This is a genomic window from Seohaeicola zhoushanensis (assembly GCF_014656415.1).
GTDB classification, from domain to species: Bacteria; Pseudomonadota; Alphaproteobacteria; order Rhodobacterales; family Rhodobacteraceae; genus Seohaeicola_A; species Seohaeicola_A zhoushanensis.
In genome coordinates, this window is the sequence record NZ_BNCJ01000006.1 from 71,272 (window position 1) to 93,352 (window position 22,081).

Annotated in this window: 22 protein-coding genes; 9 read left to right on the forward strand and 13 right to left on the reverse strand. The window is 66.7% G+C overall.

Annotated features, from left to right (window positions below):
* Positions 1-32: 32 nt before the first annotated feature.
* Both IE266_RS12715 and IE266_RS12720 read left to right on the forward strand, forming a co-directional pair.
* Positions 33-290 carry an acyl carrier protein gene (locus IE266_RS12715; protein ID WP_189680476.1) on the forward strand — a complete coding sequence of 86 codons (258 nt, stop codon included), beginning with the start codon at positions 33-35 and terminating at the stop codon, positions 288-290.
* Positions 291-305: 15 nt separating this feature from the next.
* On the forward strand, positions 306-1,514 hold the full coding sequence (locus IE266_RS12720) for a beta-ketoacyl-[acyl-carrier-protein] synthase family protein (RefSeq protein ID WP_189680477.1): 1,209 nt from the start codon (positions 306-308) through the stop codon (positions 1,512-1,514).
* A gap of 59 nt (positions 1,515-1,573) precedes the next feature.
* Here the strand turns inward: IE266_RS12720 and IE266_RS12725 are convergent, their stop codons facing one another.
* Positions 1,574-2,209 carry an invasion associated locus B family protein gene (locus IE266_RS12725; RefSeq protein WP_189680478.1) on the reverse strand — a complete coding sequence of 212 codons (636 nt, stop codon included), beginning with the start codon at positions 2,207-2,209 and terminating at the stop codon, positions 1,574-1,576.
* 449 nt (positions 2,210-2,658) lie between these two features.
* Between IE266_RS12725 and IE266_RS12730 the strand changes: the two genes are divergently transcribed.
* The gene (locus IE266_RS12730) at positions 2,659-4,200 is read left to right on the forward strand and encodes a helicase HerA-like domain-containing protein (protein WP_189680479.1); all 1,542 of its coding nucleotides are present in this window, start codon (positions 2,659-2,661) and stop codon (positions 4,198-4,200) included.
* Positions 4,201-4,287: 87 nt separating this feature from the next.
* Here the strand turns inward: IE266_RS12730 and IE266_RS12735 are convergent, their stop codons facing one another.
* From IE266_RS12735 to uxaC, 9 genes are all read right to left on the reverse strand, one after another.
* Complete coding sequence (locus IE266_RS12735; protein WP_189680480.1) at positions 4,288-5,049, reverse strand: HpcH/HpaI aldolase family protein; 762 nt, start codon at positions 5,047-5,049, stop codon at positions 4,288-4,290.
* A gap of 112 nt (positions 5,050-5,161) precedes the next feature.
* The gene (locus tag IE266_RS12740; protein ID WP_189680481.1) at positions 5,162-6,610 is read right to left on the reverse strand and encodes a mannitol dehydrogenase family protein; all 1,449 of its coding nucleotides are present in this window, start codon (positions 6,608-6,610) and stop codon (positions 5,162-5,164) included.
* A complete protein-coding gene (gene kduD / locus IE266_RS12745; protein WP_189680482.1) occupies positions 6,588-7,331 on the reverse strand; it encodes a 2-dehydro-3-deoxy-D-gluconate 5-dehydrogenase KduD in 744 nt (247 codons plus the stop codon). The genes IE266_RS12740 and kduD overlap by 23 nt, the downstream gene beginning before the upstream one ends.
* Positions 7,328-8,152: a 5-dehydro-4-deoxy-D-glucuronate isomerase gene (kduI, locus tag IE266_RS12750; RefSeq protein ID WP_189680483.1), complete on the reverse strand. Its 825-nt coding sequence runs from the start codon at positions 8,150-8,152 to the stop codon at positions 7,328-7,330. Before kduI ends, kduD begins: the two co-directional genes overlap by 4 nt.
* A gap of 11 nt (positions 8,153-8,163) precedes the next feature.
* Positions 8,164-8,475 (reverse strand): cupin domain-containing protein, encoded by a 312-nt coding sequence (locus IE266_RS12755; RefSeq protein WP_189680484.1) that lies wholly within the window; start codon positions 8,473-8,475, stop codon positions 8,164-8,166.
* A gap of 17 nt (positions 8,476-8,492) precedes the next feature.
* Positions 8,493-9,773, reverse strand: coding sequence for a TRAP transporter large permease (locus IE266_RS12760; protein ID WP_189680485.1), 1,281 nt, complete (start codon positions 9,771-9,773; stop codon positions 8,493-8,495).
* Between the two features lies 1 nt (position 9,774).
* On the reverse strand, positions 9,775-10,299 hold the full coding sequence (locus tag IE266_RS12765; RefSeq protein WP_229864085.1) for a TRAP transporter small permease: 525 nt from the start codon (positions 10,297-10,299) through the stop codon (positions 9,775-9,777).
* Between the two features lie 63 nt (positions 10,300-10,362).
* Positions 10,363-11,340, reverse strand: a complete 978-nt coding sequence (locus IE266_RS12770) for a TRAP transporter substrate-binding protein (RefSeq protein WP_189680486.1) — start codon at positions 11,338-11,340, stop codon at positions 10,363-10,365.
* A gap of 28 nt (positions 11,341-11,368) precedes the next feature.
* Positions 11,369-12,778: a glucuronate isomerase gene (uxaC, locus tag IE266_RS12775; RefSeq protein WP_189680487.1), complete on the reverse strand. Its 1,410-nt coding sequence runs from the start codon at positions 12,776-12,778 to the stop codon at positions 11,369-11,371.
* Between the two features lie 112 nt (positions 12,779-12,890).
* Between uxaC and IE266_RS12780 the strand changes: the two genes are divergently transcribed.
* The gene (locus IE266_RS12780; protein WP_189680488.1) at positions 12,891-13,592 is read left to right on the forward strand and encodes a GntR family transcriptional regulator; all 702 of its coding nucleotides are present in this window, start codon (positions 12,891-12,893) and stop codon (positions 13,590-13,592) included.
* A gap of 9 nt (positions 13,593-13,601) precedes the next feature.
* Here IE266_RS12780 and IE266_RS12785 read toward each other — a convergent pair whose 3' ends face one another.
* A complete protein-coding gene (locus IE266_RS12785; protein WP_229864087.1) occupies positions 13,602-14,585 on the reverse strand; it encodes an aldose epimerase family protein in 984 nt (327 codons plus the stop codon).
* Positions 14,586-15,359 carry a 3-hydroxybutyrate dehydrogenase gene (locus IE266_RS12790; protein WP_189680489.1) on the reverse strand — a complete coding sequence of 258 codons (774 nt, stop codon included), beginning with the start codon at positions 15,357-15,359 and terminating at the stop codon, positions 14,586-14,588. It lies immediately after the preceding gene.
* A gap of 305 nt (positions 15,360-15,664) precedes the next feature.
* Here IE266_RS12790 and IE266_RS12795 point away from each other — a divergent pair, with 305 nt between their 5' ends.
* A complete protein-coding gene (locus IE266_RS12795) occupies positions 15,665-17,482 on the forward strand; it encodes an extracellular solute-binding protein (RefSeq protein WP_373310573.1) in 1,818 nt (605 codons plus the stop codon).
* A gap of 124 nt (positions 17,483-17,606) precedes the next feature.
* A complete protein-coding gene (locus tag IE266_RS12800; RefSeq protein WP_189680491.1) occupies positions 17,607-17,852 on the forward strand; it encodes a hypothetical protein in 246 nt (81 codons plus the stop codon).
* A gap of 5 nt (positions 17,853-17,857) precedes the next feature.
* Here IE266_RS12800 and IE266_RS12805 read toward each other — a convergent pair whose 3' ends face one another.
* On the reverse strand, positions 17,858-18,481 hold the full coding sequence (locus IE266_RS12805) for a helix-turn-helix domain-containing protein (protein WP_189680492.1): 624 nt from the start codon (positions 18,479-18,481) through the stop codon (positions 17,858-17,860).
* A gap of 63 nt (positions 18,482-18,544) precedes the next feature.
* Here IE266_RS12805 and IE266_RS12810 point away from each other — a divergent pair, with 63 nt between their 5' ends.
* From IE266_RS12810 to IE266_RS12820, 3 genes are all read left to right on the forward strand, one after another.
* A complete protein-coding gene (locus tag IE266_RS12810; protein ID WP_189680493.1) occupies positions 18,545-20,062 on the forward strand; it encodes a class I adenylate-forming enzyme family protein in 1,518 nt (505 codons plus the stop codon).
* Positions 20,059-20,712, forward strand: coding sequence for a DsbA family oxidoreductase (locus tag IE266_RS12815; protein ID WP_189680494.1), 654 nt, complete (start codon positions 20,059-20,061; stop codon positions 20,710-20,712). Before IE266_RS12810 ends, IE266_RS12815 begins: the two co-directional genes overlap by 4 nt.
* Before the next feature lie 122 nt (positions 20,713-20,834).
* Positions 20,835-22,031 carry a multidrug effflux MFS transporter gene (locus IE266_RS12820; RefSeq protein WP_189680581.1) on the forward strand — a complete coding sequence of 399 codons (1,197 nt, stop codon included), beginning with the start codon at positions 20,835-20,837 and terminating at the stop codon, positions 22,029-22,031.
* Positions 22,032-22,081: the final 50 nt, after the last annotated feature.

A 22,081-nucleotide genomic window follows, 5' to 3' on the forward strand; every position in this document is an offset into this window, starting at 1 on the left:
CAGCCGGCAGGCAACAAAGGACGGAGGCCGAAGTGAGCATCCAGGACCGTGTCATCGCGATCATTGCCGAACAGGCGGTGCTCGACCCCGCCGACGTAACGCTGGAGAGTTCGCTGGACGATCTCGGGATTACCAGCCTGGGACTGGTCGAAAGCATCTTCGCCATCGAAGAGGAATTCGACATCTCGATCCCCTTCAATGCCAATGAGCCGACGGCGAGCGATTTCGACATCTCCAGTGTCGCGGCCATCGTGAAGGGCATCGAAAGCCTGGTTGCCCAGAAGGTCTGAGAAGGGACCACGCTGATGAAACGGGTGGTCATTACCGGCGCCGGTACGATCAACGCACTCGGCCATTCGGTGCCCGAGACCTTCGAGGCCATGCGTGAAGGCCGCTGCGGCATCGGCCCGCTGGAGTTTCGCGACGTCGACCGGCTGGCAATCCGCATCGGCGGCCAGGTCCGCGATTTCGAGGCCGAGGGTCGCTTCAACCGCCAGCAGATGACGTTGTACGACCGCTTCACCCAGTTCACCCTGGCGGCAGCGCAGGAGGCGATCACCCAGTCGGGGCTGGAGTTCCAGGGCGACCTGGCGGCGCGCTCGGGCGTGGTGCTGGGTACTGCCGGCGGCGGCGTCTCGACCTGGGACGACAATTACCGGGCGGTCTATGAAGAGGGCAAGAACCGGGTCCATCCCTTCGTGGTGCCGAAGCTGATGAACAACGCGGCGGCCAGCCACGTCTCGATGGAATACAACCTCAAGGGGCCGTCCTTCACCGTCTCGACCGCCTGTGCCTCGTCCAACCACGCGATGGCCCAGGCCTTTGCAATGGTGCGCTCGGGCATGGCCCCGGCGATGGTGACTGGCGGGTCGGAGTCGATGCTCTGCTTTGGCGGGGTGAAGGCCTGGGAAGGGCTGCGGGTGATGTCCAAGGACGCCTGCCGCCCCTTCTCGCTGAACCGCAACGGCATGGTGCAGGGCGAAGGCGCGGGCGTCTTCGTCTTCGAGGAATACGAGCACGCCCGCGCGCGCGGCGCCGAGATCCTCTGCGAGGTGATCGGCTATGCCATGTCCTCGGATGCCGCCGATATCGTGATGCCCTCGAAACAGGGCGCGGCGCGGGCGATGGCCGGTGCGCTGGCCGATGCGCGGATCGACCGCAGCGAGGTCGGATACATCAATGCCCATGGCACCGGCACGGCGGCCAACGACAAGACCGAATGCGCGGCGGTGGCCGATGTCTTCGGGCCGCAGGCCGACAAGCTGATGATCTCCTCGACCAAGTCGATGCATGGCCACCTGATCGGCGGCACCGGCGCGGTCGAACTGCTGGCCTGCATCATGGCGCTGCGCGACGGGGTGATCGCGCCGACCATCGGCTATGAGGAACCAGACCCGGAATGCGCGCTGGACGTGGTTCCCAATACCGCGCGCGAGGCCAGGGTCGAGGTGGCGCTGAGCAATGCCTTTGCCTTCGGCGGGCTCAACGCGGTGATCGCCCTGCGCCGGATCTGAGCGCAAACGAAAAGGCCCGGACACTGTGTCCGGGCCTTATGCGTGACAGTATGGCCGTCTTACTTCTGGACGACGTCCACGACATTGTAGCCCGAGGTGAAGCCCTTCAGCGACATTTCGAGCGTTACGACCTGGTCGGGTGCCGGCGCCGGGCGCAGCGAGAGCGTGGCGACCTTGCCCTTCTTGAAGGCCGCGATATCGGCCTCGGTCAGGCCGATCTGGGCGATGCAGCCGATCGGGTTGCAGAAGGAATAGTTGTAGCGCTTGCCGGGGGCGCCATCGATCGAGATGGTCAGCTGCGCCGGCAGCAGAGTTTCCAGCGGCACCACGATGGTGGCACCGGCGACGGCCTGCGAGCCGTTCTCGATCCGGAACAGCGAGAACTCGGCCATCGGCGTCTTGTCGGCCGAATAGAGCACCTGCAGCAGCGAGCAGGGATCCTTCTCGCTCTCGGTCTTGATGCAGGCCAGGTCCCAGTCGTCGAACTTTTCCTTGGAATAGCGTTCGCCCAGCTGCGGGCCCTCGGTGACTTCGCGGCCGAGGTCGAGCTGGCTCTCGCCATCAGTGGCGGCAGGCGCCTCGGAAGTGGTCTCCGGCTTGACCTCTTCGGTTGTGCCCGAGGCCGTCTGCGCAACGGCCGAGGTGGCCAGCGACAGCAGGGCAACGGCGGACAGTGTCGAAATCGTTCTGAACATGGAGATCCTGTATGCTGCGTTGTTTTGCGGTCGCTCTAGCACAGGCGGCCGGCCAAGTCAGGCCTTATACCGACCGGTTGCGGGGAAATTCGCCTATATGCGCGCCACGGTCCTGACATCATCGCGCAAGAAACAAGGGGACCCGCGAAGGTCCCCTCGAATAGTCTCTCCCCGTCGGACTGGCCGACTTAGTAATTGGAATCAGGCTACGAAAAGGAAATCCGGAGGTCAACAGCCATCGCCAAATATATTCGTTACTTTCGGGATGCTTGCGGGAAGAAGCGGCAGTCGTGAAAAAAAGGCCGCACCCGAAGGTACGGCCAGTCTGACAGGGAGGAAAGCCCGCCGCGACCGGGAGACCCGTGCAGCGGACAGAAAGCACTATCGCAGCCAAAGATTAAATTAGTATGCTGCTGCGACGGCAATTTCAGGGCAAGGACAGAGGCGGCATGGACGGCACGCTCTTCGTTGGCGGCGGCGGCCCCGACTATTCGGAAAAACAACAGCTTCTGCTGGGCTATGCCAACCGGCACGGGCTGATCGCGGGTGCAACCGGCACCGGCAAGACGGTGACGCTGCAGATCCTGGCCGAAGGGTTCAGCGCCGCCGGCGTGCCGGTCTTCATGGCCGACGTGAAGGGCGATCTCTCGGGCCTGGCCAAGGCCGGTTCCCCCGATTCCAAGCTGCACGAGCCCTTCACCAGCCGTGCCGCGAAGATCGGTTATGACGACTATGCCTATGCGGCCTTCCCGGTCACTTTCTGGGATCTCTTCGGCGAACAGGGCCACCCGGTGCGCACCACCGTGGCCGAGATGGGGCCGCTTCTGCTCTCGCGGCTGCTCGAGTTGAGCGAGGCGCAGGAGGGCATTCTCAACGTCGCCTTCCGGGTCGCCGACGAGGAAGGGCTGCCGCTGCTCGACCTCAAGGACCTGCAGGCGCTGCTGGTCTGGATCGGCGAGAACCGCGAGAAACTGTCGCTTCGCTTCGGCAATGTGGCGGTCGCCTCGGTCGGGGCGATCCAGCGGCGCTTGCTGGTGCTCGAGAACCAGGGCGGCGCGGCCTTCTTCGGCGAACCGGCGCTGGCGCTGTCCGACCTGATGCGCACCGATACGGAGGGGCGCGGCATCATCAACATTCTCGCCGCCGACAAGCTTATGGCGGCGCCGCGGCTCTATTCCACCTTCCTGCTCTGGCTGCTGTCCGAGCTCTTCGAGGAACTGCCCGAGGTCGGCGACCCGGAGAAGCCCAAGCTGGTGTTCTTCTTCGACGAGGCGCACCTGCTGTTCGACGGTGCCCCCAAGGCGCTGGTCGACAAGGTCGAGCAGGTGGCGCGGCTGATCCGTTCCAAGGGCGTCGGCGTCTACTTCTGCACCCAGAACCCCGCCGACGTTCCCGAGGACATCCTGGGCCAGCTCGGCAACCGGGTGCAGCACGCCCTGCGCGCCTTCACCGCGAAGGACCGCAAGGACCTGCGCCTCGCCGCCGAGACCTACCGCGACAACCCGCGCTTCTCGACCGAACAGGCGATCCGCGAGGTCGGCACCGGCGAGGCGGTGACCTCGCTGCTCGAACGCAAGGGCATCCCCGGCATGGTCGAGCGCACGCTGATCCGCCCGCCCGCCTCGCAGCTCGGCCCGATCGAGGTCTCCGAGCGCAAGGCTCTGATGAACACCTCGGCACTGGCCGGAAAATACGACCATACGCTCGACCGAGTCTCGGCCTACGAGATCCTGCAGAAACGCGCCCAACAGGCGGCGCAGGAGGCTGCGCGGGCCGAGGAGGTCGCCGAGGAACAGGAGACCAGCGCGCGCGAATACAACTCGGCGCGCCGCTACTCGGGCGGCCGGGTCACCCGCTCGACCTCGCGCGCGCCCAAGGCACCCGACACCTTCGGCTCGGCGATGACCGAGGCGGTCATCAAGGAGCTGAAGGGCACCACCGGGCGTCGCATCGTGCGCGGCATCCTCGGCGGGCTGTTCAAGGGACGCTGAACCGGCGGGGAAAGAGAAGACCGCCCTGGTGCTTCTTCTCTTTCCAAATACTCCAATGCGCCGGTGACGCCCGGCGCGCCCCTGGGGTCAGCGCCACTCGTCCCGACGCGCCGCCGCGGCCTGACGCAGCGAGATGGCATCGACCCCGACTGCCAGGAACAAGCAGCCGGCGTCGGCCACCTCGCGGCAGAAGGACATGTCGAGCGACAGGAAGCCCGGCGGTTTGCCGGCGGCGCGAATGCGCTTGGTGGCGTCGACCACCGCCTTGCGCACCTCTGGGTGCGAGGCCTCGCCCGGGTAGCCCATCGAGGCGGCGAGGTCGGCCGGGCCGATGAAGATGCCGTCGACCCCGTCCACCGCGGCGATCTCCTCGATCTCGGCCAGGGCCTCGACCGTTTCGGCCTGGACCAGCAGGCAGATCTCCTCGCTGGCGCGCTTGCCGTAGTCCTGGACCATGCCGAAGCGGCTCGCCCTGGTCGCCCCGGCGACGCCGCGTACCCCGTGCGGCGGATAGCGCACGGCGGCGACCGCCTTCTCGGCCTCCTCGGCGTTCTGCACGTAGGGCACCAGCAGCGACTGCGCCCCAGCGTCCAGCAGGCGCTTGATCTCGACCGTGTCGTTCCAGCCGGGGCGCACGATGGTGCTGACCGGATAGGGCACGGCGGCCTGCATCAGCGGCACGGTCTGGCCGATGGAGGTCGGCGTGTGCTCGGTGTCGATCAGCAACCAGTCATAGCCGCAGCCCGCCAGCATCTCGACCACGCAGCTGTCGGCAATCGAGCTCCAGTAGCCGATCTGCCGCCGGCCCTCCCTGAGCGCAGCCTTGAAGGCGTTCTTCGGCAGGTCCATCGCAATCTCCTCCTTGCAATCTTGCGGTCCGTCTCCGGTTCGGCACGAGTGATACACAGTCCGGCGGACTCTGCATCAGAAATCGGTATACCAAATCCGGAATTGCGGGGGATCAGCCTGCGCTGGTCCAGGCCGCCACCGTGGCGCGGGCGCCCTGCCCGGCCAAGGCGTCGTAGGCCTCGGTGACGGCAGTGCGGAACCGTGCATCACCCGCGAGGGCCGGGTCGAAGACCTGCGCCACGCCCAGCAGCGCCGCGACCTTGCCCGCCGGTGTCTGCGCGCTGTCCGAGGCCGCCCTGAGTTGGGCTGCCAGCGGGTCGCGCACGTCGATCGCCTGGCCCGCCTCGTCGAGGCCGCCGACATAGCGCATCCATCCCGCCACGGCGAGGCAGAGGCCGGATGGCACCCTGCCCGCCGCCAGCGCATCACGCACGGTGCCGAGGATGCGCTGCGGCAGTTTCTGGCTGCCGTCCATGGCGATCTGCCAGGTGCGGTGCCGGATGCCGGGGTTGCGGTAGCGGTCGAGCAGCGCGGCGCAATAGGCCGGCAGGTCCTCGCCTTCGGGCCGCGGGACCGTGGGCAAGATCTCCTCGCGCCAGAGCCGGTTGCAGAGCGCGGCAAAGGCCGGGTCGGCCACCGTTTCGGCGATGGTTTCGTAGCCCGAGAGATAGCCGAGATAGGCCAGCGTCGAATGGGTGCCATTGAGACAGCGCAACTTCATCGCCTCATGCGCCTCGACGTTGCGCACGAATTGCGCGCCGGCGACCTCCCAGGCCGGGCGGCCATCGGCGAAATCATCCTCGATCACCCATTGCCGGAAGGGTTCGTGCATCACGCAGGCCGGGTCGAGATAGCCTTCAGAGGCGGCCAGCGCCTCGATATCCGCGGGCGTGGTGGCGGGGGTGATGCGGTCGACCATGGTGGCCGGGAACGGGACTTCTGCCGCGATCCAGTCGGCGAGGTCGTGGTCGCGCGCGCGGGCGAAGTCGAGCATGATGCCGCGCGCCAGCCGGCCGTTCGAGGGGAGGTTGTCGCAGGTCAGCACGGTGAAGGGCTTTACCCCATCCGCCCGACGCCGCGCCAGCGCCGCCACGATGAAGCCCGGCGCCGATTGCGGGCGGTCCGGGTTTTTCAGGTCATGGCGGATCTCGGGGTGATCCCGGTTGAGCCGCCCCGTTGCCGGTTCGTGGCAATAGCCCTTTTCGGTGATGGTCAGCGAGACGATCCTCACCCCCGGATCGGCCATCGCCGCGATCACAGCCTCGGGGTTTTCGGGCGCAACCAGCACGCCCGTGATCGACTCGATCACGCGCGCGCTCTTGCCCTCGGGCCCCAGTTCCACCGCCGTGAAGGCGCCGCCCTGGGACTCCAGCTGGTCGCGTGCCGTGGGGCTCTTGAGGCTGACGGCCAGGATGCCCCAGTCACCGCCCTGGGCCGCCATCGCCTCGGCGGTGTAGATCGCCTGGAAGGCGCGGAAGAAGGCGCCGGGGCCAAGGTGGACGATGCCGGTTCTGGCCGGGGCCGTGCGGCGGGTGAGCCTATCGGGCAAGCCAGCCTCCATCGACGTTCAGCACCGCGCCGGTGACGTAATTGGCCGCCGGGGCGCAGAGGAAGGTCACCGCCCCGGCGATATCGGCCGGGTCGCCCCAGCGCCCCGCCGGGATGCGCCCGAGGATCTCGGCCGAGCGCAGCGGGTCGGCGCGGAGCGCCTCGGTGTTGTTGGTGGCGATATAGCCCGGCGCGACGGCGTTCACGTTGATGCCCTTGGCCGCCCATTCGTTGGCCAGCAGCTTGGTCAGCCCCGCGACCCCGTGTTTCGACGCGGTATAGGCCGGCACCCGGATGCCGCCCTGGAAGCTGAGCAGCGAGGCGATGTTGACGATCCGCCCGCCCTGCCCGCGCGCCAGCGCGGCGCGGGCGAAGGCCTGGCACATCAGGAAGACGGCCTTGAGGTTCACGTCCATCACCGCGTCCCAGTCGGCCTCGGTATAGTCGACCGAATCCGCGCGCCGGATGATGCCCGCGTTGTTCACCAGGATATCGAGCACGCCGAACTCCGCCAGCCGCGCGGCTGCCGCGCCGGGATCGGCGAGGTCGAGCGTCACCGCCTCGCCGCTGCCGCCCGCGCCTTGGATCCGCGCCACCGTCTCGGCGCAGGACGACCGCCCCGCCGCCAGCACATGCGCGCCCGCCTCGGCCAGCCCGACCGCGATGGCCTGGCCGATGCCGGTATTCGCGCCGGTCACCAGCGCGCGCTTGCCGTCGAGGCGGAAAGCGCTCACCGCAGCGTCTCCATCGCCACCATGTCCATGTCGGTGAAGTCGACGTTGTCGCCCGCCATGGCCCAGCAGAAGGTATAGGCCCCGGTTCCTGCCCCGGCATGGATCGACCAGGGCGGCGAGATCACCGCCTCTTCGTTGCCCATGACGATATGGCGGGTCTCGGTCGGCTCGCCCATCAGGTGGAAGACGCGCGAACCTTCGGCGAGGTCGAAATAGAGATAGGCCTCCATGCGCCGGTCATGGGTATGCGCCGGCATGGTGTTCCAGACCGAGCCTTCCTGGAAGCGGGTATAGCCCATCACCAGTTGGCAGGTCTCGACCACCTCGGGGTGCAGGAACTGCATGATGACCCGCTCGTTGGCGGTGGCCTTGGCGCCCATCTCGACGCGGCGCGCAATGTCGGCGGTGACCAGCCGGGTCGGGCATATGCGATGCGCGGGGGCCGAAAGGATGTAGTAGCGACCCTCGCCGGCAAAAGTCACCGGGCCAGAACCCATGCCGATGTAGAGGATCTCGCCGGTGCCGATCCGGTGGGTTTCGCCGCCGACCGTCACCTCGCCCGCCGGGCCGATGTTCAGCACCCCCATCTCGCGCCGCGCGAGGATCGAGGGCGTACCGGCTTCGGCGACGTGGTCCAGCACAAGCGCCCCGCCCGCCGGAACCGCGCTGCCGAGGATCAGCCGGTCGTAATGCGAATAGACCAGCCGGATCTCGCCCGGCGCGAAGAGCCCGCCGACGTGGAAGTGGTCGCGCAGGCCCTGCGTGTCGAGCGACCTGGCCGAGGCCGGGTCGATGGCATAGCGGGTTTCGGTCTGGGTCATCATTGGGTCCTTCAGAGAAAATCGTCGCGGCGCGGGGTGAAGGTGTCGATCAGCTCGCCCGGCTCGAGGCATTCGCAGCCATGTTCGGCGTTCGAGGGCACGACGAGACTGTCGCCGGGGCCGATCTCGACCTCCTTGCCGTCAAGGAAGAAGCGGAAGCGCCCGGCCATGACATAGGTCGACTGGATGTGCGGATGCGAATGCAGCTTGCCCAGGGCGCCCTTCTCGAAACGGAAGGAGACCACCATGAGGTCGGGGTTCTCGGAGAGCACCTGCCGGGTGATGCCGGGATCGGGATAGGCCGGCGGATAGGTTCGGATCATCGCGTAACCTCCTGACATCAATGGAAGAGCGAGGGCAGCCAGAGCGACAGCGCGGGCACGTAGGTGACCAGCATCAGCGTCACGAAGGCGGCGAAGTAGAACGGCCAGATCGAGCGCACCGCCTGCTGGATCGGGATACGCCCCACCGCGCAGCCCACGAAGAGCACCGCGCCCACCGGCGGCGTGCAGAGGCCGATGCCGAGGTTCAGGATCAGGATCACCCCGAAATGCACCGGGTCGACGCCGAAGGCCTGCACCACCGGAAGGAAGATCGGCGTGGTGATGACGATCAGCGGCGACATGTCCATGAAGGTCCCGAGGATCAGCAGCACCACGTTGATGAGAAGCAGGATCAGGATCGGGTTGTCGGAAAGCTGCTGCAGCGCCGCGACCATCATCGCCGGCACCCGCAGGTAGGCCAGCAGCCAGCCGAAGGAGGCCGCGCAGCCGATCACCATGAGAACCATCGAGGTGGTGCGCACCGCCGCCTTGGTCGCCTCGACGAACTCGCGCCAGTCGAGCGTGCGATAGACGAGGATCGTCACCAGTAGCGCATAGACCACCGCGATGTTCGAGGACTCCGAGGCGGTGAAGATGCCGGAGCGCACACCGCCGAAGATCAGCGCCACCAGGATCAGGCCTGGCACCGCATTGAGGAAGATCGACCCCAGCGCGCCGAAGCCGGGGAAACGCTCGGTCGGATAACCGCGCCGGCGGGCGACGATATAGGCCGCGACCATCAGCGAGAGCGCCAGCACGAGGCCGGGGATGATGCCGGCGGTGAAGAGGTCGGCGATCGAGATCTTGCCGCCCGCCGAGATCGAGTAGATGATCATGTTGTGGCTGGGCGGGATCATCAGCGCGATGATCGAGCCGACAACCGTGATATTCACCGCATAATCAACGCCGTATCCGCGTGCCTTCATCTGCGGCACCATCAGCCCGCCGACCGCCGAGGCATCGGCCGCCGCCGAGCCCGAGACGCCACCGAACATGACCGAGGCCATGATGTTGACCTGCCCGAGGCCACCGCGCAGATGGCCGACCATCGCGCCCGCCAGCGCCACCAGGCGCCGCGCGATATCGCCGCGCACCATCAGGTCGCCGGCGTAGATGAAGAAGGGGATCGCCATAAGCGCGAAGACCGAGACGCCGGAATTCAGCCGCTGGAACACCACCACCGGCGGCAGGCCGAGGTAGAGGATCGTCGCGAAGGACGAGATGCCGAGGCAGAAGGCAACCGGCGTGCCGATCAGCAGCAGGAAGACGAAGCTTCCGAAGAGAACCCAGAGCTCCATCCTATGCCTCCGCCGTTTCGGTATCGCCAAAGCGGGAGGTGTGAAGCCCCGCCAGCCGCCGCAGGATCCGTTCGAGTGAGAACAGCACCACCAGCACGCCGCCACCGACAATGGGGGCGAAGTCGAAGGCCCCGGAAATGCCGAGCGAGGGCAGCTGCACGTGGGCCGCGCGCTCGGCCAGTTGCCAGCCGTAGAAGACCATGCCGCCGCCGAAGGCCGCGACCATGATGTCGGAAAGCGTATGGAACAGCTTCTTGACCGCGTCGGGCACGACGTAGAGCAGGACGTCGAAGGACAGGTGATAGCCCTCGCGAATGCCGACGGCGGCGCCGAGGAAGATGAACCAGCCCATCACCATCACGCTCGCCGGTTCGGACCAGACGATCGAATTGTTCAGCACGTAGCGCCAGAACACCTGCGCCGCGATCATCACCGTCATCGCCACGAGGCCCGCGCCGGCCACCCAGAGGGCGATATTGGCCAGCCGCCCCGTGGCGATCGCGGCGGTTTCCATAGTCTTTCGCACGAGGGGTGCCTCCGTAGCAGGGTCCGGCCCCCGCCGCTGCGGGGACCGGCAGGCAGGGTCAGGTCACTTGGTGGCCTGGATCCGCTCGACCAGCGACTTGAGTTTGTCCGAGGTCACGTATTTCTGGTAGACCGGCACCATCGCCTCGATGAACGGGGTCTTGTCGATGTCGGTGATGACCTCGACGCCCGCCGCGCGGACCTTGTCCTCGGAGGCCTTCTCGCGGGCCGCCCAGAGGTCGCGCATCACGAGCACAGACTCCTTGGCCGCCGCCCGCACCGCCGCCTGTTCGTCGGCGCTCAGCGAGTCATAGGTCTTCTTCGACATGGCGAGGATTTCCGGCACGATCAGGTGCTGGTCCAGCGTCAGATACTTGGCGACCTCGAAGTGGCCCGAGGATTCATAGCTGGGGTAGTTGTTCTCGGCCCCGTCGATCACGCCGGTCTGGATCGAGGAATAGACCTCGCCATAGGGCATCGGGGTGGCGTTGGCCCCCAGCGCGCCGACCATGTCGACGAAGAGATCGGACTGCATCACGCGGAACTTCATGCCCGAGAGATCGGCCATCGAATTGATCGGCTTCTGGCTGTTGTAGAAGCTGCGCGAGCCGGCGTCGTAGAAGGCCAGGCCGACCAGGTCGTGATCCGAGAAGGCGGCCAGGATCTCTTCGCCGATCGGGCCATCCATGACCTTGTGCATGTGCTCGGTCGAGCGGAAGATATAGGGCAGCGAGGGGATCTGCGTCTCGGGGATCATGTTGTTGAAGGGCCCGAGGCTGACGCGGTTCATGTCGATCACGCCGAACTGGGTCTGTTCGATGGTGTCCTTCTCCTGGCCGAGCTGGGCCGAGTGGAAGACCTCGATGCAGAGCTTGCCGCCGGTCTTCTCTTCCAGGATCTTGCCCATCGCCTTGACCGCTTCGACGGTCGGATAGCCGTCGGGGTGCGTGTCGGACGAACGCAGCGTGCGCTCGCAGGCCTGGGCCGCGCCGGCCAGCGAGACAGAGGCGAGCAGTGCCGCCAGGATATGCCGTCTTTTCATAGTCTTCTCCTCCCTTGTTGATGTGGCTCTAGCCGAGCCGATATGCCTGTTTTGCCAGGCCGTAGGTCAAATCCGCCGCGACCTCGCGGGCCGCGTCCTCCCTCAGTCGTCCGGTGCCGACCAGCGTCGCGAGATAGGCGCAGTCCGACCTCCGCGCGACGTCGTGGCGCGCGGGGATCGAGCAGAAGGCACGGGTGTCGTCGTTGAAACCGGCGGTGTTGTAGAAGCCGCAGGTCTCGGTCGTGGCCTCGCGGAACCGCTTGATCCCCTCGTAGCTGTCGAAGAACCACCAGGGCGGGCCAAGGCGCAGCGCCGGGTAGGCCCCCGCCAGCGGCGCGAGTTCGCGGCCATAGGCGGTTTCGTCCAGGGTGAAGAGGATGATGGTCAGCTCCGGCTCCATCCCCACCGCGTCGAGCATCGGCTTGAGCGCGCCGACGTAATCGGTCGGGCCCGGAATATCGAAGCCCTTGTCGCGCCCGTGGCGGGCAAAGACGCCGGCATGGTGGTTGCGCCGCGAGCCGGGATGGATCTGCATCGTCATCCCGTCTTCCAGGCTCATCCGCGCCATCTCGGTCAGCATCTGGCCGCGGAAGGTCTCGGCCTCGGCCGGGGTGAAATCGCCCGAGAGCACCTTGCCGAGCAGCGCTCCGGCCTCTTGCGGCGAGAGGTTCGCGGTCTGTGCCGAGGGGTGGCCGTGATCGGTGGCCGTGGCGCCGAAGCTGCGGAAATAGTCGCGCCGGGCGCGGTGCGCGTCGAGATAGCCGTCCCAGGTGGTGGTGTCCTCGCCGGTCAGTTCGCCCAGGCGGGTGACGTTGGCGGCAAAGCCCTCGAACTCGGGATCGACCACCGCGTCGGGGCGATAGGTGGTCAGCACCCTGCCCGACCAGCCGCTTTCGGCGATCATCCGGTGCCAGCGCAGATCGTCCAGCGCGCCTTCGGTGGTGGCCAGCACCTCGATCCCGAAGCGCTCGAACAGGGCGCGCGGTCGGAAGTCGTCGCGGCCGAGGCAGGCGTCGATATGGTCGTAATACAGGTCGGCGGTCGCCGCGTTCAGCGGTTCGTCGATGCCAAAGACATGTTCGAAGGAATGGTCGAGCCAGAGCGCCGAGGGCGTCCCCCTAAACAGATGGAACCGCTCGGCAAACAGCCGCCAGATGGTGCGCGGGTCACTCTCGACCGGGCCGCCATCGACGCGCGGCACGCCGAGAGAGGTCATCGGCACCCCCTGGCTCACCAGCATCCGGAAGACATAGTGGTCGGGGATCACGAAAAGCTCGGCAGGGTTCGGGAAGCGTTCGTTTTCGGCGAACCAGCGCGGGTCGCAATGCCCGTGCGGGCTGACGATGGGGAGGTTCTTCACGTCGTCATACAGGCTGCGGGCCAAAGCGCGCAGCGAGGGTTCGACGGGGAACAGGCGATCTGGATCTGTAAGGGGCACGGGCGACCTTCGAGTCAGCAATTGACCAGACTAATATGCTAGTCTGACAGTTGTGTCAAAGTGCAAAATCCTGTAGCAAAGGGCACAGGACTTGTGACACACCGGCGCTGACATGCAGGATCTGGAATTCACTCCGCTTTCGTTGCCGCCGTCGCAGACCGCGACGGACCAGGTGTTTGACGCCCTCTATTCGGCCGTGGTCTCGTTGCAGCTGCCGCCCGGCTCGAAGGTCTCGGAGGCCGAGGTCGCCAAGCAGCTGAACGTCTCGCGCCAGCCGGTGCGCGATGCGTTTTTCCGGTTATCGAAGCTGGGGCTGTTGTCGATCCGGCCGCAACGGGCGACGCTGATCTCGAAGATCTCGGAACGGGCCGTGCGCGAGGCTGCTTTCGTGCGCACGGCGCTGGAGGTGGAATGCATCCGCCTTGCCGCCGCGCGGCGCACCAAGGAGGACATCGCCGAACTGCACGAGGCGCTGGCCCGGCAGGTGGCGGCGCTGGACGATCCAGATCGGCGCGCCTTTCACGTGCAGGACGAGGCCTTCCATTTGCTGCTCTGCCGGATCGCCGGGCATACCCATGTCTGGGAGCTGATCCTGGAGCACAAGGCGCATATGGACCGCGCGCGGTTCCTGACCCTCTCGGTCAGCCACCGCCGCCGGGTGCTGAGCGAACACGTCGCGCTGGTCGAGGCGATCGAGGCCGGCAGCCCGGACGCAGCCGAAGCCTGTCTGCGCGACCACCTGGGCAATATCCACGTTGTGCTGCCGGGCCTGCGGGCAGAGAACGCGGCCTATTTCGAGGATGACTGCGACTGAGCCTTTTGCTCAGAGGCGCTGTAGGGTGAAGCGCGAGCTTTGCGTGATCCGCTGGCCGGGGTCGATCCGCGGCGACGGATAGTCGGCGCGGTTCGCCGCGTCAGGCCAGAGCTGCGGTTCCAGCGCCAGCCCGGCATAGGGGCCGAAGGGGCGCCCCTCGTGCCCCGGCCAATGGCCCGACGAGGTGCCGCCCGAGGCATAGACCTGCAATCCCGGCTCGGTGGTGGCAAGCTCCAGCCGCAGCTTGCCGGCTTCCAGCCAGGCGACGGGGCGGATTGGTACCCGCTCCGATGACAGACAGAGGTTGTGGTCGATGCTCTGGTCGATGGCGCTAGCTTTGCGGAAATCGAACATCGTCCCGGCGACCGGCGCGGGCGGACCTAGCGGGATCATGTCGGCATCGACCGGGAGATAGCTTTCGGCATCGACCTGAAGGCGGTGCCCGCGCAGGTCCGCCGCGCCGTCGAGCGTCCAGTAGCCGTGAAAGGCCGGCGCGAAGAGGGCGGGCACGGCGCTGTGGCCCTCGATTTCGACCAGCAGCGCGCTCTGCTCTTCCAGTGTGTAGGTCACGGCGATCTCCAGCGGCCCCGGAAAGCCGTGCAGCCCGCCGGGCTGGGTGATCTCCAGCCGGCAATGCGCGGGCCCGAGGTCGGCGATGGCCCAATTGCGCTGGCCGGTGCCGTGGACGCCGCCGTGCAGGATGGTCTTGCCGCCTTCGTTGGCGTCCAGAGAGAAGGTCCGCCCGTCCAGCGTGAAGCGGGCATTGGCGATGCGGTTCGCCACCGGCCCGACCACCGCGCCAAAATAGAGCAGGTCGGCAAAATAGGCGCGCAGGTCGGGGCTGCCGCGCAGCAGCGAATGACCGATGCCGTCAAGCCAGAGCCCCTGCACCGAGGCGCCCCAGGTCATCACCTGCGCGCGCAGGCCACCTCCGCGCAGCGTGACCTGCGCCACGCTGCTGTCGTCGGGCGCGGTGCCGAGGGCGCGCGGCACCTACATCGCGGTCCAGCCGCCATCCACGCTGATCGTGGTGCCGGTGATCTGCGCCGCCGCGTCCGAGCAGAGGAACACCGTGGTGCCGCCCAGCTGTTCGACGGTGGCGAACTCGCGGCTGGGCTGGCGTTCCAGCATCACCTTCTTGATGACCTCCTCGCGGCCCATGTTGTGGGTCTTCATCTGGTCGGGGATCTGCGCCTCGACCAGCGGGGTCAGCACGTAGCCCGGACAGATGGCGTTGCAGGTGATCCCCTGCCCGGCGGTTTCCAGCGCAGTGGTCTTCGAGAGGCCGACAACCCCATGCTTTGCGGCGATATAGGCCGACTTGAATGGCGAGGCGGTCAGCCCGTGGGCCGAGGCGATGTTGACCACCCGCCCCCAGCCTGCCTTGCGCATCATCGGCAGCGCGACGGCGGTGGTGTGGAAGGCCGAGGTGAGGTTGATCGCGATGATCGCGTTCCACTTGTCGACCGGAAACTCGTCGATCGGCGCGACGTGCTGGATCCCGGCGTTGTTCACCAGGATGTCGCAGGCCCCGGCCTTTGCGATCAGTGCCCGGCAATCGTCACCCTTGCTCATGTCGGCCGCGATGTAGCGCACCTCGGTGCCGAATTCCTTGGCCATATCGGCGGCCAGCGCGTGATCCTCGTCACGGTCGGTAAAGGAGTTGAGCACGACATGCGCGCCCGCCCCGGCCAGCGCCCTGGCGATTCCCAGACCGATTCCCGAGTTCGACCCGGTCACGACGGCGGTTTTTCCTTGCAGAGTCACGGCATCCCCCTTGGTTGGCTCGTGCGCCAGAGTGCCATCCTGCAGGTGCGAGATAAACGGGAAAACTTGGGGCTTCGCGCCCGATCACGCGGATTTTGGCCGGCTGCACGGCGGACAAAAAAACGCCCGCGCAAGGCGGGCGTTAAGTTATTGAGGCAGGTTTCATACAGGCAAGAAACCTATCGAGCAGTAAGACCTTTATAAGCCTTTCCCGCCCTCTGTCCAAGCTAAAAGTTTGAAAAGACGTGAATCCCTCGTTAGGTTGCCCCCCAATAATATAAGGGCAGAGCGGGATTGTTGCCAAAATGCGCGCAGAGATTTTCCGGCGTTCCAGCGCCGTTCTCGCTACGGTTGCACTGTTTTTAGGCGCTTCTGCCGCCGGTGCAGAATCGAGTCATGGCATAGCTATGTATGGCGATCCGGCGCTGCCACCGGATTTTGTGTCCCTGCCCTATGCCAACCCTGATGCCCCCAAGGGGGGCCGGATTGTCTTTGGCAATACCGGCGGCTTCGACTCGCTGAACCCCTTCGTCATAAAAGGCACACCACCGTGGCAGTGGCGCTTCCTTGGCTACGAGAGCCTGCTGAGCCAGTCGCTGGACGAACCCTTCACACTCTACGGCCTTCTGGCCGAATCGGTCGAGACCCCGCCGGACCGGTCCTGGGTCGAATTCACCCTGCGCGAGGAGGCCCGATTCTCGGACGGCAGCCCGGTCACGGTCGAGGATGTGATCTGGTCGTTCGAGACTTTGGGCGAGGTCGGGCACATGCGCTATCGCTCGCTCCCTCCGAAGATCGCCTCGATCGAGCAGACCGGGCCGCGCAGCCTGCGCATCAGCTTCAACACCGATGACCGCGAGTTGCCGCTGATCGCGGGACTGCGCCCGATCCTGAAGAAGGCGCAGTGGGAGGGGCGCGATTTTGCCGGCGCGCCGCTCGACGAAATCCCCGCGGGCACCGGGGCTTACACGGTCGCCTCCTACGAGGCCGGCCGCCGGGTGCTGCTGCGCCGCAACCCGGACTATTGGGCCAGAGACCTGCCACTGCGCCGGGGCACCATGAACTTCGACGAGATCCAGCTGGAGTTCTTCGCCGACAGCACAGTGCTGTTCGAAGCCTTCAAGGCCGGCGATATCTCGGCCGTGCGCGAGGACAATGCCGAACGCTGGGCGACGCTCTACGACTTTCCCGCCGTGAGCCGGGGCGAGGTGGTCAAGTCCGAGATCCTCAGCGGGCGGCCCACCGGCATGACCGGCTTCGTGCTGAACACCCGCCGTGCGCCGCTGGATGACTGGCGGGTGCGCGAGGCGCTGCTGCTGGCCTTCAACTTCGAATTCGTCAACGAGACGGTGACCGGCGGCAGCCAGCCGCGCATCACCTCGTATTTCGACAACTCCGAGTTGGGGATGCGTCCCGGTCCCGCCACCGGCAAGGTGCGCGCGCTGCTGGAACCCTTCGCCGACAGCCTGCCACCGGGCGCGCTCGATGGCTATGAGCTGCCCGTGGGCGACGGCACGCTGCGCAACCGGGGCAACCTCAAGGCGGCGTCGGACTTGCTGGAACAGGCCGGGCTGAAGGTCTACCAGGGGCGCCGCCTAAACCGCGACGGCCAGCCGATGGCGCTGAGCATCCTGCTGCGGCAGGGCGATCCGCGCAGTGAGTCCGTCGCCGACATCTACCTCCGCGCCCTTGATCGGCTGGGGATCGCGCTGCGCATCGACCGGGTGGACAATGCCCAGTTCGTCGCGCGCGAGAGCGAGTACGATTTCGACATCACCACCTACCGGCGCGACATGTCGCTGTCGCCCGGCAACGAGCAGCGGCTGTACTGGGGCAGCCAGGGCGTTGCCACGCCGGGCACCCGCAACCTGATGGGCATGGACTCCCCTGCCGCCGAGGCGATGATCGACGCCATGCTCGCCGCCACCACGCGAGAGGATTACACCGCCGCCGTGCGCGCGCTCGACCGGGTGCTGACGGCCGGGCGCTATGTCATCCCCTTCTGGTACGACACCATCGACCGGATCGCCCACCGCCGCGCCTTCCGCTATCCCGAGCATACGCCGATCTACGGCGACCGCCCCGGTTTCCTGCCCGAAGTCTGGTGGTATCAGCCCGATTGAGCCGCCCGACCCCGGTTGACGCATCGGCAACTTATTGCCAGTGACCACGGGTCTCAGTTTTTGACAAACGGGGCAACTTGGCGTCATGCTACCTTCAGGGGATGGACAACAGGGACGTGTCAGAATGCAATGGTCTGACATCACCAGGGAGTGGGAAGTCTGGTCGCCGCTGATGCGGGCGCGTTTCCCTTATCTCGAGACCCGTGCGATGAACCGGGCGCGCCACGATCGCAAGACCTTCGAGGCCTATCTCGCCCACTCGCACAATCTCTCGCTGAATGAGGCGCGCGAGGAGATCGAGGATTTCCTCTATATCGAAACGCTGGCCAGCGAGCTGGTGCCGCCGCAGCGGGCGCACAGCCTGCAATAGGCGGATCAGACCAGCGAGGTCACCCAGAGGATGGTCGCGTCCTCGGGGCTGATCGACACGACGTTATGGCCCATCGCCGCGTCGTAATAGGCGCTGTCGCCGCGTCGCATTTCGACCGGCTCGTAGAACTCGGTGTATAGCCGGATCACGCCGGTCAGCACGTAGAGGAATTCCTCGCCATCGTGGCGCACCCAGCCGTCGAACTCCTCCATCGCGCGGGCGCGGACGCGGGCACGATAGGGCAGCATCTTCTTCTTGGTCAGACCCTCGGCCAGCAGGCTGTGTTCATAGGTCGTGGTCGCGTGTGGCTGGCCGTCCTCGGCGCGGGTCACCGACATGCGGCCATTGGCCTGCGCGCGCTGCGGCTGGGTGAAGAGCTGCGGCACCGAGATCTGCAATCCCGTCGCCAGCTTCTTCAGCGCGTCGTAGGTCGGCGACATCTGCCCGTTCTCGATCTTCGAGAGGGTCGAGCGCGCGAGCCCCGCCTGTTTCGCCGCCTGCTCCAGCGTCCAGTCGCGGTCCTTGCGCAGCTGGCGCACGCGCGCGCCGAGGTCCAGCGGTTCCACCTCGGTGGTTTCGCCGGATTCGCGGGCGATGCGGATCAGGGATTTGGGATCGCGCGAGTTCATTGCGCTTCTATAGGCACCCGGCCTTGGCCTTGCAACGTCCACCGCGTCAGGCTAGCCAGTGCCATGCTCTCGATCTTTGACCAAGGCCCGCCGCCTCCCTGCCCGAAACCGTTCAACATGGCCGCCCATGTGCTTGGCCGTGCCCGGGCGACGCCTGACAAGGTGGCGCTGTCGGTGCTCTCGGCCACGGGGTCCGAGGACTGGACCTATGCCGAGATGCTGGCCGCCGTGCGCGGCACCGCCACCGGGCTTTACGAAGCCGGCATTGCTCCGGGCCAGATCGTGCTGATGCGGCTGGGCAATACGGTCGACTTCCCGATCGCCTATCTCGGCGCGTTGGCCGCCGGCATCGTGCCGGTGCCGACCTCCTCGCAGCTGACCGAGCGCGAGACGGCGACGATGATCGCCGACCTCTCGCCCGCCGCGGTGCTGCGCGACCCCGAGGTCGCCTCGGCGCCGGGGGCGAAGGAGATCACGCTTGAAGAATTGCGCGCCATGCGCGCGCTGCCGCCGGCGCCCTTCGACATGGGCAACCCCGACCGGCTGGGCTATATCGTCTATACCTCGGGCACCTCGGGCAAGGCCCGCGCCGTCGGCCATGCGCACCGGGCGATCTGGGCGCGGCAGATGATGTTCGACGGCTGGTACGGGCTGACTGCCAACGACCGCCTGCTGCACGCGGGCGCCTTCAACTGGACCTATACGCTCGGCACCGGGCTGATGGACCCCTGGACCGCCGGCGCCACCGCGCTGATCCCGGAGCCGGGCACCGATCCGGCCCGCCTTCCGGCACTGCTGAAGCGGAGCCATGCGACGATTTTTGCAGCTGCTCCGGGCGTTTACCGCAAGATCCTCAAGCGCGACGGCAAACTCGACCTGCCCGATCTGCGCCACGGGCTGACCGCAGGCGAGAAGCTCTCGCGCGAGTTGCACGAAGCCTGGGAGGCGGCCACCGGGAAGGGGTTGTACGAGGCCTTCGGCATGTCCGAATGCTCGACCTTCATCTCGTCCAGCCCGGCGCACCCGGCGCGGGGCGATGCGCTTGGCCAGCCGCAGAAGGGCCGCCGGGTGGCGATCCTGGGCACTGACGGGCCGGTGCCGCAGGGCGAGGAAGGCACCATCGCGGTGCATCGTTCCGACCCGGGCCTGATGCTCGGCTACCTGAACGCCCCCGAGGAGACGGCGGCGCGGATGTCCGGCGACTGGTTCCTGACTGGCGACCAGGGCGCCATGGCGGTCGATGGCCAGATCACCTATCTCGGCCGGTCCGACGACATGATGAACGCCGGCGGCTACCGGGTTTCGCCGATCGAGGTCGAGACCGTTCTGGCCACCTTCCCCGGCATCACCCAGGTCGGCGTCGCCGAGGTCGAGGTCAAGGCCGACGCCCGGGTGATCGCCGCCTTCTACACCGCGCCCCAGCCGCTGGACGAGGCGGAGCTGAAGGCCTTCGCCGAGGCGAACCTGGCCCGCTACAAGCAGCCGCGCGCCTTCATCCATCTGACCGAGCTGCCAACCAACCCCAACGGCAAGCTGCTGCGCCGCGCCCTGCGCGCCCATTTCCCGGAGGTGACCCAATGAGCGTGCGACTCGACATTCTCTCCGACCCGATCTGCCCCTGGTGCTATATCGGCAAGACCAATCTCGACCGCGCCCTCTCGGAAGCGCCGGTGAACCCCTTCGTGATCCAGTTCCACCCGTTCCAGCTCAACCCCGAGATGCCGCGCGGGGGCATGGACCGCCGCACCTATCTCGAGGCCAAGTTCGGCGGCAAGGAGGCCGCGGTGCGTGCCTATGCGCCGGTGGTGGAACACGCGAAGGCCGCCGGGCTAGAGATCAACTTCGAGGCGATGCAGCGCACGCCCAACACGCTGGATGCCCATCGGCTGATCCACTGGGCCGGGATCGAGGGCAAGCAGCTGCCTGTGGTCGACGCGCTTTTCGCCGCCTATTTCACCGAGGGCCGCGATATCGGCGATGCCGACACGCTGGCCGATATCGCCGACTCGGTTGGCATGGATGCCTCGGTGGTGCTGCGCCTGCTGGCCTCCGACGCGGACCGCGAGGACATCATCCGCCGCGACACCGAGGCGCGCCAGATGGGCGTCAACTCGGTGCCGACCTTCATCGTCGACGGCAAGCACGCGGTGCCCGGCGCACAGCCGCCCGAGCTCTGGGCGCGGGTCATCGGAGAGATCGCGGCACAGCTGGACAACGGCACCCAGCACTGAGGCTGCCCGGAATTTCGCCTCACGGCGAGTTTACCTTGTTAACTAAACCACCCGGTCTGGCCCCGGCCGATTTCCGGTGTTAAGGCGCTATCAGCGCCAAGGAAGCCATTTCAATGCCCCGGATGAACCAGACCGAATTCATCGCCCTCATCGCGATGATGTTCGCAACCATTGCCTTTTCCATCGATTCGATGCTGCCGGCCTTGCCCGTCATCGGCGCCGAACTCAGCCCGGACGAGCCGAACCGCGCCCAGCTGCTGATCACAACCTTCTTCCTCGGGCTTGGAATCGGCACGCTGTTCGTCGGGCCGCTGTCCGACGCCCTGGGGCGCAAGCCGGTGATCCTGGCCGGCGCGGCGATCTACGTGACAGCCTCGGTGGTGGCGATCTTCGCCGAGTCGCTCGAACTCGTCCTCGCCGCCCGCGTCGTACAGGGCCTTGGCGCTGCCGCCCCGCGCGTGGTCGGGCTTGCCATCATGCGCGATCTCTACTCGGGCCGGATCATGGCGCGGATGATGTCGATTGCCATGATGATCTTCGTGATCTTCCCCGCCGTCGCGCCGCTGATCGGCACCGGGATCATCGCCATCTCGGGCTGGCGCGGCATCTTCCTGGCCTTCGTCGCCTTCTCGGCCATCTCGATGACCTGGATGAGCCTGCGCCTGCCCGAGCCGCTGCCGCGCGAGGCGCGCCGCCCGCTGCGGATCGACCTGATCCTGGCGGCGATCCGCGAGATGGCCAGCCACCCTTCGGTGCGGATCTCGGTCATCGTCCAGACCTTCTGCCTGGCTGTCATGCTGTCGATGATCACCTCGGTCCAGCCCTCCTATGACCAGATCTTCGGGCGCAGCGACGAGTTTCCCTACTGGTTCGCCGCCGTCGCGGGCGTGAGCAGCAGTGCCAGCCTGCTGAACGCCGCGCTGGTGGTGCGCCTGGGGATGCGGCGGATGGTAACATGGACCCTGGCCTCGCAGGTGATCTTCTCGGGGCTGGTGCTGTTTTCCACGCTGATGCACCCGGGCGGGACGGCCGCCTTTGCCATCTTCGTGGCCTGGCAGGCGAGCGTCTTCTTCATGGCGGGCACCGCGCTCGGCAACCTGAACGCCATCGCGATGGAGCCGCTTGGCCATATCGCCGGCACCGCCGCCTCGGCTTTTGGCGCGATCACCACCGTGCTGGCCTCGGTGCTGGCGGCCCCTATCGGGCTGGCCTTCAACGGCACCATCCAGCCGCTTTCGGGCGGGATCCTGTTGCTGTCGCTCGCCGGCTTCCTGCTGATGCTCTACCTCGGCGCGGTCGAGCGGCGAAACGGCGTTTGACCTCTCCCCGGCTTGGGTGTCTCATGTCGGGACGACAAGCAGGGGTGTGA

Excerpts from the sequence above, each read along its gene's own strand:
- IE266_RS12740 (WP_189680481.1), bottom strand. The coding sequence starts at position 6,610 with ATGGAGGCTGGCTTGCCCGATAGGCTCACCCGCCGCACGGCCCCGGCC.
- IE266_RS12780 (WP_189680488.1), top strand. The coding sequence starts at position 12,891 with ATGCAGGATCTGGAATTCACTCCGCTTTCGTTGCCGCCGTCGCAGACC.
- IE266_RS12800 (WP_189680491.1), top strand. The coding sequence starts at position 17,607 with ATGCAATGGTCTGACATCACCAGGGAGTGGGAAGTCTGGTCGCCGCTG.
- IE266_RS12735 (WP_189680480.1), bottom strand. The coding sequence starts at position 5,049 with ATGGACCTGCCGAAGAACGCCTTCAAGGCTGCGCTCAGGGAGGGCCGG.
- kduI (WP_189680483.1), bottom strand. The coding sequence starts at position 8,152 with ATGACCCAGACCGAAACCCGCTATGCCATCGACCCGGCCTCGGCCAGG.
- IE266_RS12730 (WP_189680479.1), top strand. The coding sequence starts at position 2,659 with ATGGACGGCACGCTCTTCGTTGGCGGCGGCGGCCCCGACTATTCGGAA.
- IE266_RS12770 (WP_189680486.1), bottom strand. The coding sequence starts at position 11,340 with ATGAAAAGACGGCATATCCTGGCGGCACTGCTCGCCTCTGTCTCGCTG.
- IE266_RS12725 (WP_189680478.1), bottom strand. The coding sequence starts at position 2,209 with ATGTTCAGAACGATTTCGACACTGTCCGCCGTTGCCCTGCTGTCGCTG.
- IE266_RS12760 (WP_189680485.1), bottom strand. The coding sequence starts at position 9,773 with ATGGAGCTCTGGGTTCTCTTCGGAAGCTTCGTCTTCCTGCTGCTGATC.
- IE266_RS12810 (WP_189680493.1), top strand. The coding sequence starts at position 18,545 with ATGCTCTCGATCTTTGACCAAGGCCCGCCGCCTCCCTGCCCGAAACCG.
- IE266_RS12805 (WP_189680492.1), bottom strand. The coding sequence starts at position 18,481 with ATGAACTCGCGCGATCCCAAATCCCTGATCCGCATCGCCCGCGAATCC.
- IE266_RS12815 (WP_189680494.1), top strand. The coding sequence starts at position 20,059 with ATGAGCGTGCGACTCGACATTCTCTCCGACCCGATCTGCCCCTGGTGC.
- IE266_RS12820 (WP_189680581.1), top strand. The coding sequence starts at position 20,835 with ATGAACCAGACCGAATTCATCGCCCTCATCGCGATGATGTTCGCAACC.
- IE266_RS12720 (WP_189680477.1), top strand. The coding sequence starts at position 306 with ATGAAACGGGTGGTCATTACCGGCGCCGGTACGATCAACGCACTCGGC.
- IE266_RS12795 (WP_373310573.1), top strand. The coding sequence starts at position 15,665 with ATGCGCGCAGAGATTTTCCGGCGTTCCAGCGCCGTTCTCGCTACGGTT.
- IE266_RS12755 (WP_189680484.1), bottom strand. The coding sequence starts at position 8,475 with ATGATCCGAACCTATCCGCCGGCCTATCCCGATCCCGGCATCACCCGG.